Source organism: Bradyrhizobium sp. Ghvi (genome assembly GCF_900115265.1).
GTDB lineage: Bacteria > Pseudomonadota > Alphaproteobacteria > Rhizobiales > Xanthobacteraceae > Bradyrhizobium.
In genome coordinates, this window is the sequence record NZ_FOVU01000034.1 from 1 (window position 1) to 10,386 (window position 10,386).

At 58.8% G+C, this 10,386-nt stretch carries 8 protein-coding genes and 1 pseudogene; 6 read left to right on the forward strand and 3 right to left on the reverse strand.

The features are described from left to right. The first annotated feature begins 557 nt into the window (after nt 1-557). The 4 genes from BM374_RS39165 to BM374_RS39925 all read left to right on the forward strand — a co-directional run bounded on the left by BM374_RS39165 (nt 558) and on the right by BM374_RS39925 (nt 3,435). Nucleotides 558-1,352, forward strand: coding sequence for an aspartate/glutamate racemase family protein (locus BM374_RS39165; RefSeq protein WP_349510030.1), 795 nt, complete (start codon nt 558-560; stop codon nt 1,350-1,352). Between the two features lie 908 nt (nt 1,353-2,260). Continuing rightward, nucleotides 2,261-2,497 (forward strand): IS4/Tn5 family transposase DNA-binding protein, encoded by a 237-nt coding sequence (locus tag BM374_RS39915; RefSeq protein ID WP_244552883.1) that lies wholly within the window; start codon nt 2,261-2,263, stop codon nt 2,495-2,497. A 377-nt stretch (nt 2,498-2,874) separates the two neighbouring features. Further along, entirely contained in the window at nt 2,875-3,267 is a 393-nt protein-coding gene (locus BM374_RS39920) for a hypothetical protein (protein WP_244552880.1), read from the forward strand. Between the two features lie 9 nt (nt 3,268-3,276). Continuing rightward, the gene (locus BM374_RS39925; RefSeq protein ID WP_244552881.1) at nt 3,277-3,435 is read left to right on the forward strand and encodes a hypothetical protein; all 159 of its coding nucleotides are present in this window, start codon (nt 3,277-3,279) and stop codon (nt 3,433-3,435) included. Between the two features lie 805 nt (nt 3,436-4,240). On the opposite strand, the gene BM374_RS40480 is transcribed toward BM374_RS39925, so the two are convergent. Then, complete coding sequence (locus BM374_RS40480) at nt 4,241-4,462, reverse strand: Mu transposase domain-containing protein (RefSeq protein ID WP_502689503.1); 222 nt, start codon at nt 4,460-4,462, stop codon at nt 4,241-4,243. Between the two features lie 521 nt (nt 4,463-4,983). Beyond that, nucleotides 4,984-6,255: a Coenzyme F420 hydrogenase/dehydrogenase, beta subunit C-terminal domain gene (locus BM374_RS39930; RefSeq protein WP_092303976.1), complete on the reverse strand. Its 1,272-nt coding sequence runs from the start codon at nt 6,253-6,255 to the stop codon at nt 4,984-4,986. A gap of 1,288 nt (nt 6,256-7,543) precedes the next feature. Between BM374_RS39930 and BM374_RS37555 the strand changes: the two genes are divergently transcribed. Together BM374_RS37555 and BM374_RS39170 are read left to right on the forward strand one after the other, a co-directional pair. Next, nucleotides 7,544-7,795 carry a hypothetical protein gene (locus BM374_RS37555; RefSeq protein WP_143270359.1) on the forward strand — a complete coding sequence of 84 codons (252 nt, stop codon included), beginning with the start codon at nt 7,544-7,546 and terminating at the stop codon, nt 7,793-7,795. A gap of 552 nt (nt 7,796-8,347) precedes the next feature. Then, on the forward strand, nt 8,348-9,076 hold the full coding sequence (locus BM374_RS39170) for an aspartate/glutamate racemase family protein (protein WP_177248814.1): 729 nt from the start codon (nt 8,348-8,350) through the stop codon (nt 9,074-9,076). A 333-nt stretch (nt 9,077-9,409) separates the two neighbouring features. Here BM374_RS39170 and BM374_RS39935 read toward each other — a convergent pair. Continuing rightward, nucleotides 9,410-10,343, reverse strand: a pseudogene (locus tag BM374_RS39935) (IS630 family transposase). Nucleotides 10,344-10,386: the final 43 nt, after the last annotated feature.

Here is a 10,386-nt window from a genome sequence, read left to right on the forward strand (position 1 = left end):
TTCATCTGTCCGTCCTTCTTCAGGCCGGACTCTAACTACTTCTGGAGGAAATACTCAGTGGCAGGTCACGTGGGCCGACTGATGTGCCGGGAATAAGCAACATGAGCTCGCCGGCTGGACAGCAATAGACGTCGGGGCAAACAGCCTAGTTCTGTTTCTGGGAGCACCCTTCTGATGTGGCGCCAGCGGCTTCGGCAGCGTCACCGATCTTGGTTTCGTGGCATCCGAGGATCTCTGACGTTATGAAAGTAACCGTGATCGGCCGCAGTAGCGAGTAGATCGGTGTTTAGAAAAGCCTACGTCATCTTGACCAATATTGCTCGATATATTCGCCACAATCGGATGATGCGCGGTATAGACGGCGAACTAGACGTTATAGCCGACGACGTTCAAGCCGCGGCGAATCGTGAATGTCGTTATGCGCGGGAGTTTGATCGATGCCGACGGCACTCTCGGGCGGATCTCTATGGCAAACCAAAATCTCCGATTTTCACGCCCGGAAAAATTGACAAATCACGTCTGTTTGCAGGAAATCTCCACAACTCTCCGTCAGTTGATTGGATTCGATCAAACAAGTCGGGATAACATTACCGGAAATCGGGTTTCATTCCGGGGCGGATGCGTTCATGACAACATCAAGTTCTCAATTCCTTGGCATTCTGCTCTTAGATCGCGCGCTTCCATCTGATGCGACTCCGCCGACGCCGCCAATTGGCTCGATGCGGAATCCGGCTACTTTCGAATTTCCCACTATCGCAGAAACTGTCATTGGAGCTTATGGTGATGACGTTATTCGAGGCAAGCCAGAGTTGGAGACCGCCTACATCGCGGCTGCCCGACGTTTGGTCGAACGAGGGGCAATCGCAATAAGCTCGAACTGCGGGTTCACCATTCGCTATCAGGCAGCGGTGGCTGCGTCAGTAAAAGTTCCTGTTGTGCTCTCGAGTCTGCTCCTGGTACCTACGTTGCTCCGTCAGATGGCAGCTGCTGCCAAGCTTGCGGTGTTGGCCTTCGACTCGACGCATTGTGGGGAGGAATTCCTCGGTCTCAGCGATCCGGCCGCGCGGGCTAGGGTGGTCATTGGCGGCATTGAAGGTGGCAAGTTGTGGCACAACGAGATGAGGCGTACGCCACTGGCGACCAGTCTCGCAGACATTCAGCAAGAAGTCGCAGGCTGTGTCGCGCAGCTCCGCGCTGTGCATCCCGAAATCGGGGCAATCCTGTTCGAGTGCACGGTGTTCCCGTTGGTTGCGCCAGTGATCCGTCAGATCACAGGGCTACCGGTCTATGATATTACTACTCTGTGCCGAATGACCTTCTCGTCGGTGGCTGATGGGCGTGCCGTGGCTTAGCATGTTTTAGCGGAAGCACTGCGGGAATAGCCGCAGCAGTTGCTCGTGTGCGGCCATGGGGAAGCGCAATGAAGCTCGTGAACCCGAGTGTGAGGGCGCTGATCGACCGCTGTGAATGGTTGGATACGCGTGTTCGAGCCTGAACACCAGCTATGCCTAAATCTGGTGACGGAGCCGATCAGACGGCGTGGCTTTGCTGGGTCTATAGTGACCTTGATGCGGCGACAAATGTGACACCGCGATCACGTTCGGCAACTGATTTGTGCCTTTGAATCGACGCCAGGCCTTCGAAGCTGCATTGGTCAGGTTGAGGAGCACCAGCCTAGCCGTCTGTGTGCCGACAACCATCGCTTCGTCGGACCCGTCCCATGTTGCACTGTGGATGGGATTGGTGGTTCGCGAGTTGACCCAGCGCTGGCAGGAAATGCCAGCAGACGTCGCCCTCAAAAGGCAATCGACGGGGCGCGTGTATTTCGCACCGTAGTTCTCGGCGAATGCTTGGAGTGAAAGCTCCGCGGCAGCTCCGTGGAGGGCCATGGAGACGTCCTGCAAAGCCTTCTTCGTGCCGCTCTGCACCGAGCTCGGAAATCGTTGAACACGTTTTCGCCTTGTGGCCCCAGCAGCGCTACCGCCGCGTGCAGGGGAACACTTCGTCTGTCGCCTACCAGAAGCCGAACCGCGCCACAGCCGTCCGCGAGTTCAGGCGCGATGGGCAACCCAAGATGGCGAGTATCGATCAGGAGTTTGCACCGGCTCTGGGCGTTTCGGGTGCGTCGAGATGAAAACCGATCATCTCCTTCTTGCCCCGGCGTGGCGCCGATCAAAACCAGCATGCACTCGCCCCAGTCCTCCATCCGGGCCTGCACGAAGACGCCGTCGTCCGGCTTGAATCCACTGTGATTCTGTTTGTGACGCCGATTCGCGGAGGCGTTACAGATGGCGGAGACACGGGAGCCGGTGCTGCAGGCTCGCATGACGACGAAGTCGTTTCGGCAGGGCTGCCGGACAAGCGATTGGCGCGCCGATTTGGCCGCCTGCTTGATCAGGTGTCGGCGGCACCTGGCCAACCGGTCCCGGCCGCGTGCGGCGATTGGGCGTGGACGAAGGCGGCCTATCGCTTCTTCGATAATCCGCGCGTTACCTAGCATGGGATGCCGGCCGGCCATTTTGCCGCGACCGCCATGCGCTGCGCGGCCAGCGAACGGCCAATCCTCATCCTGCAGGATACCACCGAGTTCATCTACAGCCGTGCGCAGCCGGGTAAGATGGGCTTCACCAAGACTTCAACGCCGGACCTTACAAGGCGGGTCAGCCCAACGTGGTGACTTTGTGCGGAGTGCTGATGCATTGGAGCCTGGCCGTAATCCTTGGCGGCCCGTCGCTCGGGTGACGGCAGCGAAGTTCTGGACACGCACGAAGTTCAAGGGGACCTGGACGCTCAAGCGGCATGTGAACGCCACGCGGGTACCGATCGAGAAGGAAAGCTATCGCTGGCTGGAGAACCTGCGCCAGTCCAGCGCTCGTGGGCACGCCGGAACGCTGCGTGCATGTGGCCGACCGCGAGAGCGACATCTACGAGTTCTTTTGCCTGTCGCAGGATCTCGGCACGCGCTTTCTGGTGCGAGTGCAGACCAACCGATTGCCCGGCGCGCCCGCCGACGCAGAGCCGCGGATGGAGCTCATCTTCGCCCAGCTCTCGGCCACGCCTTGGGCGGGATGCCATTACGTCGCGATCGGACAGGATGAGACGGCGTGCGTGCACATGAAGTTCGCCGCAATCCAAACCTTGCCGCCCAGAGGCAAGCAGAAGCGATACAGTCCTCAGCTTCTTACCTACATTCACGCCCTTGAGATCGCCCCACCGGCGGGCCGTCCGCCGATCGACTGGAAGCTGGTGACCAATCTGCCGGTCTGAGATTTCACCATGGCCATCGAGAAGCTCGAATGGTACGCCTTGCGCCGGCAAGCTCACAAGGTAATGAGGTCTGGCTACCTCGCCGAAGAGGCGAGGCTTGCGACCGCCGAGCGGCTGTCCAAGTTTCGCGCCCTCATCGCGATGGTCAGCTGCGCATCTTCTTCCTGACCATGTCGCAAGAGCGAAGCCCGACGCTGCGCCGAACAGTCCTCACTTCAACCGAAATCGCGACGCTAGATGCCATCGACCCGGCGCGGTCCAAGCCGCGCATATTGCGCAAGACCCTCCGGGCTGAAGAAGGAGATTCTAGTCATCAGGATAACCACCATGATCGTAAGCTGAGGCTCGGCACGGCCGCAACGAGCGAGTCAGAAGTTCAAAGCTCGGCACGGAATGGTTCGCTCGGCCATTGGGCTTTCAGCCGAATGATACCGACGACGACGGGTTCGGCCCATCCTTCCCAAGCAGCGCCGAGAACGCCTCTTGAAAATTAGCGAGCCGAGATGCGCCGCAGATCGAGGATTCGTAGCAGGGCATCGAGGTTCTTCGTCCACCGAGCCCAAGAGGGGCAGGATAGCCCACGTGAAGCGGTCGTGGCGCCCCCGTCACTCACCTTGCTAGAGTGGCCTCCATGGCGCCGGTCCCGACGGCAATCTTGCGCGTCGCCGGCGCAAGTTGGTGTGGACGATCGCAGTCTCGTGTGCGGGCCTGTGTGCGAGGTTCTTGGAAAATCGATTTGACCGAGCTGTCAGTGCGCGCGCCGATGTCGTTCGCACGTGCGGCGGCGGCTTCGAGCCGTTCGCGAGCCTAGGGTCGGGCAAGCCTGACTGATGCAGTGACGAGCGCGGAAGCCCTGCTCGGGATGCAGTCGCTCGTCAAGAATAAGTTTATGTAGCGCAAGGGTCGCAGGCCGACCGCCTAACGCAGACAACTGGAGGCCACGTGCTCGGGCACGAAGTGTGCTGAGTGCCGCTCATGCGCTGATGCGCGGCATTGCGCTCGCCCTTGTGGAAGATCTCCACGTGCATGCGGTAAGCCGCACCTCGACCTCGGCGCGGACGAAGCGATGCGGAACGCTGTAGTAGTGGTCTGCGACGTTGACGTGATAATCGAGGTTGACGCGGCGGACGCACCACTCAGCGAAGACGTTAGCGGTCACCGGCAAAGGGCCTCCAGCGCGGGCCGATCGACTCATCGCACAATTGACGACGCGTCACGGCGAGCCGACTGGATCGGCCGCCCGTCATTAAGCCTCTTGCGACATCCTACCAATTGCTGCATTGAGCCCGGCGAGCTGTGGAAAGCTTTGTGGATGATCGTGATCGCAGCTTGCCTAAAGAGAAGCGTTCAAGCGAGACAGCCAGAGAACGAGCTCAGGAAGATTCGAGTGTGCTAAATGGGAGACAGACGGCTGGCCTAGCTCTGCTACATGGGTCATGCTCCGATGGAGAACTGCCATGGTCTGGCGGCCGCTGAACGAGAGGGGGCGCGAGGGTTGATCCATGGTGGAGATCGCACGCGATCGGCGCATCACGTACGGCGCGACAAGGTTCATGACGCCGCCGTGCACAACTCAGGAGAACGGCCGGTGACGCCGCCGGTCGACGCACACCTGAGTAAAACCAACCTCCCGCGAGAAGACCGCGATCGACGTTCGCACCACCCGCGACGACACCCCTTTATCGCTCGCCGATCGGCTACTTCTTCAACAGCCTGCTAGATCAGGTGCTCGCGGTTCTCCCCCGCGAGCACGCGCCTGATCGTTCCTAAGAACTGACAAAAGATGCTGCGCGCCCCGGCCCATTTCAGGCTTTCGCTCGTGCGGTAGCCGAAAACCTTGGTCGTCCTTTGGCCCATGAGCCGCAGGGCGAATAATGCGGCAGGTGCGGCCACTTTCCTGTAGTGACTGGTATGCATCTGTTCGATCTCTACACCCGAGACCGGTGCAACCCCTAGATATCCCGCATCAATGGCGGCATGGAGCAACTCTTCGCCAGCTGCCGTGCGGACGACGACTACGTTGACCCCCGGCGCTTCAGCGTAAACAGGCATTCCGTTTCGCAGGATCCAGCCATCAGGCACGGAGATATCCGCGACCTCACCCACTCCATCCGGACAGATCTTGCAGCGAAACTGGAGTTCGTAGGCAAACTTGCCCATGTGCCAAGCCCCTGGATAGGGCAGATCGTAAACGGTTCCATCGCGGGTCTGCACACGCAAGGAGCCTGGCCAGCCTTCTCCACGATATCGGTACAAAACAACGTCCAGCTCATCCACGCCGTGATGACGCATGACCGCTTTGGCGATGTGGACGGAGTGAACGCCGCCGCAGAAGATGGTCAACATGTACGGGATCAGCCGTTGGACGCGTGCGTCGACACATCCGAGAGCACGAACGGCCGAGATATCGCAAGGTTTGGCGATCAGAGCGAAACGCTTGCCTTCGTCGAGCAGCCGATGCAGATCGACGAGAGGCGAGGATGGACCGTAACGAGATTGAGCGCCGCGCAGCACCTCGTCTGGCGTCCTTGAGATTGTGGATCTCGTTAGCCATGGCTTTCGATCATCGGCCCGGACATGCAAGATAGAATGAACGCGGCCACTGGTGAGTAGATATCGGCCAAGGGCCGTCAACGTGCCTCCTGCGGCACCTTTGTGACGAACGTTCGGTTCTCTCGACCAAGACCTATGTATCTCGCGCACGGGACCCCACACCGGATGTATGGTCACCCCTTGAGGTCTACCGGGGCCGCGGACCGAGACGCCTGGGCAGACAGCCATAATCCGGTCGTTGTCCTCGGCTGCTACTTCTCCTCGCGCTAGCGGCCGCATGTTGCCTTCGATATTTATGCCCATCGATATCGTACCGTCGGCGATGCTTGCGCAGAGTCCACAGCCAGTGCACAGGCCGGCACCAACCACATCCTCGACGTTTCGAGCGGGCGTCGCAAAACAACGCCGGTTTCTGCTAAACTGCTTACAGGCCATTAGACGCTCCTTGACGACTCAGCTCATCATCTGTGCAGCACGGCCCGCAGACGCGGTACTCGCTGTCGTGGAAGCTCGAAGTCTCGCATCCAACTCTGCGGAGCGCCCGTCCATTCGCTCTTAGGCCGTCACGGATTGAGGATCGATTTCCGGTCAACCACCGGTGACTAGCAGCCGCCAAGCAACCCAACCGAGTCTGGGGATCGCGCACAAGGATGTACGCTACCGCCGCACCGGGCGCGCAACCACGATCGTTGTGTCGTGTCGCGATCTGATCCGAGTCACCGGCACATTGGGAGACGGTCCACTTCAATCCGCTCACTTCAACCGGACAGGAGTTGAACACCTCTGAGACCATCCTCACCTTCCCTCATTGAACCTTGTCTCTGCCAAATCAACCAATTGCAATAGGCCCTATAGCGTGATGTTCCCTGTCTTCGGCTGCGGCAGTCCTTGTTCCAGCAATCGACGTGCCAAACGCTAACTCCGCATGCATCACACCTGCGAAGCTGTCAGATTTCCGACAGGACGGTCGTCAACCGGACGCGGCTGCAACGACTAATTGAGCCTCATGTGATGCGGGTTGCCTCTGCCGCCGAGCTGTAATGAGGCTGTAGGACGCGCGCGACCCGCAGACACGCTCGATATCGATGCATTATGTGGCATCAAGCGTCTTCTATCCGTTCAACGAACCAGGAACGGTCGCCTGAAGGCAAACCGCTCAGTCCGCGACAGTCACTTGGCCGTTCAGGTCAGCGATCCAGCTGGCACCGGCTCGGTCCTTCGAACCACCGAAAACACAAGCCCAGCAAAGTTGGATTTCGAAGAATATTGCAAATCCGCACCGCGTTTGCTTGCCGCCAGACCATCTCATCTAAACGGCGAACGAGGACTATCGGCAGCAATAATATCATGCGAGTAGCGCATCAAGCGGCGCGTTTTGCAGCTGCCAGCATTTGGCAGAGAGCAGATACGCGCCCTCAGCCGCCAGCGCGACACGCGGCAACGAAATCCAAAGCTGACAACCTATTATTGGTAGCGGCAGCGGCATTGCAAAACGACAGCACTCATCCAAATAATTTGATAATCCTACACTAAAGTAGGGTATCAAGAAATGCCCGGCCAGCCTTTAGCTCGATTTGCTTTTCGTGCAAGGGAGACTCTCACAGAAGTGCTCCAGATGGGAAATTTGGCTGCGGATTTGAGGGCTTCGTGATGCGAAGCATCGGAGTCCAAATGACAGGACGTTGGCTCGGGTGTACTAGACGGTCAACTTATGGAGCAGTCAGTGGCCCCAAGTATCCTTCAGGGCTTGAAAAAGTTTGCAAAGCTGAACGAGCTCAAGGTCGACGAGGAGATGTTTCGCCCGATCAAGGCGTTGGTTGAGTTCAAATGCGAAGTCATCGGCCTGCCGGGCAGACTGCCCCAAATGATTGGCAACCCGCCGAACGTTGACGCGAATTACTTAGAAGATATAGCAATCATCGTCGGTACTACCCCACAAGTCATTTGCAGGTTACCTCCGGCAAATGCATTCTGATACCGGAGGAGCTTGCCCGTGCAATCGCGATCGCCGCAAGCCGGGTACTTCGGCTTGGGCCGCCGTTGTCCATTCGAGCGCGGCTCCGGCGACTCTGACGAGCTACGCGTTGGCATTGGATATTTTTTCCGAACTCGGCCTTTGGGTTATCCATGCTCTACGCGAGCCCCGTTTTAGTTTGCGATTTCCGAGGAGCTTGCGATTGCAAACGGAAGTGTTGTCGGCCTCGTGCCCGATTTGGTTTGGCACTAAAGATCCTAAGAATTGCGCTCTCCAAGCGGCGCAGTGCGGCCCTCGCGCGAACGAGATGAATTCGCGCCCGTGTTTGTGGAGCTCCCCTTGCTAAGGAAGCGTTGCGACCATAGTTCCGGCAGTACTCACAAGCGCGATGCTATCGAATACCAACTTCGGAACTTGGACAAGAACTCGAACGGCAGCGGTTTGTCTTTGTACGCTCTGGAAGTATCGAATTCCTGGTTCGGACACGAGTGATGCCGAACCATCTCAGGTCACGCGTCCTGAAACTTAGTGGCTCTTACATTGGAGACTATAATGCCATCGCAGAGTGCAAGCTATCTTGGTATCCTGGACCTTGAACGTGAGCCGGGCGCGGTGCGGCCAACGCCACAGCCTGGCTCGCTGATGAGTCCTGCTACTTACAACTTTCCTGTTATCACGGAAACCGTTAAGGGAGCTCTGGCGGAGGTGGTCATGCGCGGCAGTCCCGCGCTCGAACCGGCTTACATTGCAGCTGCCCAGCGGCTGGTCGAACGAGGCGCCGTCATCGTCAGCTCGAACTGCGGCTTCGCTGTCCGGCATCAGGCGGCCGTTGCGGCCGCGGTGAATGTCCCTGTCGTGATGTCGGCCCTGATCATGGCGCCAGCCTTGCTGCGCCAATTGCCGCCGGCGGCTCAGCTCGCCATCGTGACTTCCGACTCCAGGTTATTCACCGAAGATCTTCTTGGAATCGCTGCTCCGGCCGAGCGGGCGAGAATCGTGGTCGGTGGCACTGAGGGAGGGAACATGTGGCGAAACGCCGCGATGATACCACCGCAACCGATTGACGTCGCCGATATAGAGGAAGATCTGGCTGTTTGCGTCCGGCGGCTCCGTGCTGACAATCCGCGGATCGCTGCGCTGCTGTTCACATGCACGGGGTTTCCAATGGCTACGCCGGCGATCCGTCGTATGACTGGACTTCCTATCTACGACATCACAACCGCGTGTCGAGTCACGCTTGAATCCATCATGTCAACGGGTCTTGTGCACGCATCGCATTAGTGGTGGCCGCTGGCGTGGGCAGCAACCATCAAAGGGGCCAACATTTCGAAGATGGCTTCGCAAAAGGAGCGTTGTTCTCCCGGCGGGCGCCACTAAGAGCTCAATAATATTGCACCCAGAGCCATTCGGCTTGCGTGCTGTCAATGTATCTAGCCGCTCAGATGAAGCATTTCAGCTGCGCTCGAAAATGACAGGCGGGGCAGTCCAGGGCGAGCAAGTTCTCATCCTCCGGTTGGCCTCCGCTGCCCAAAGTTTCGGATTGGAGCTGCCTCGACACAGCAGTTCACTCAATCACGCACTACGCGGGCCCGCGGCAAGATACGGAAGCACAGGCTAAAGCGTGATGGCATTAAGTTCGACAGCCTGAATTTTGAGGTAGTTGGCACATTCCTCGGAGGTTGAAGGCGTCGAGCGCGTGGTCGATAGCGGCGCAGACCGCATCGACGGTTCGCGCGGCAGCTTTGCGGAGCAGGTGCTTGAGCTTGGCAAATACCTGTTCGATTTGGTTCAGGTCGGGCGAATATTTTGGCGGGAAAAACAGCTTAGCGCCGACCGAACGAATGAGCAGGCGAACTGCTTGCTCCTGTGACTACCGAGGTTGTCCAAGACGACGATATCGCCAGAAGGACGGGCAGAAAAACCTTCTCGACATAGGTGCGAAAGCTCACACCATCGATCGGCCCTTCGATGAACCATGGCGCATCGATCCGGTCATGGCGCAGGGCCGCCAGGAAGGTCATGGTCTTCCAGCGGCCGTGAGGAACCTTGGCGTAAAGTCTGTGTCCGCGCGGAGCCCATTCCCGCAGGAGCGCCATATCGGTCCCGGTCCATGTCTCGCCAATGAAGACCTGCCGCTCAGCTTCGACGCGATCTTGGTACTTTGTCCACTGCGCTCGCCGCCTCGCGACCTCGGCTCCATCGCGTTCGCCAGCCGCCACGCTTTTTTTAGCTGAGCTTCTCGGCATGCACGAAGTCCCACAACGAGTGGTAATCCCTTCAGGCCGCGACGGGCGAGCTCGGCAACGAGACCACGGATGGTGAGATCGCCGTCCTTGATCCGCCGCGACGGCCAGATCGCATGCTCTCCTGAAGTTGCCTTCGGCTTGAAGCCACCGATCTGACTTGGCTCAATGCTGCCGGTCTGATCAACCCGGTGCATCCAGCCGATGGCGGTGCTGATCGCCGCCCCAAATTGCTTGGCGGCTCGATTGCGGGTGACCTTGCCCCAAAGTTTTATCCAGTTCTGAGTTCGCCCCGGTCGTTGGATTTGCCCGGTTGGGCGGTGGGAGCAACGGGAGCTGGCGCGGAGC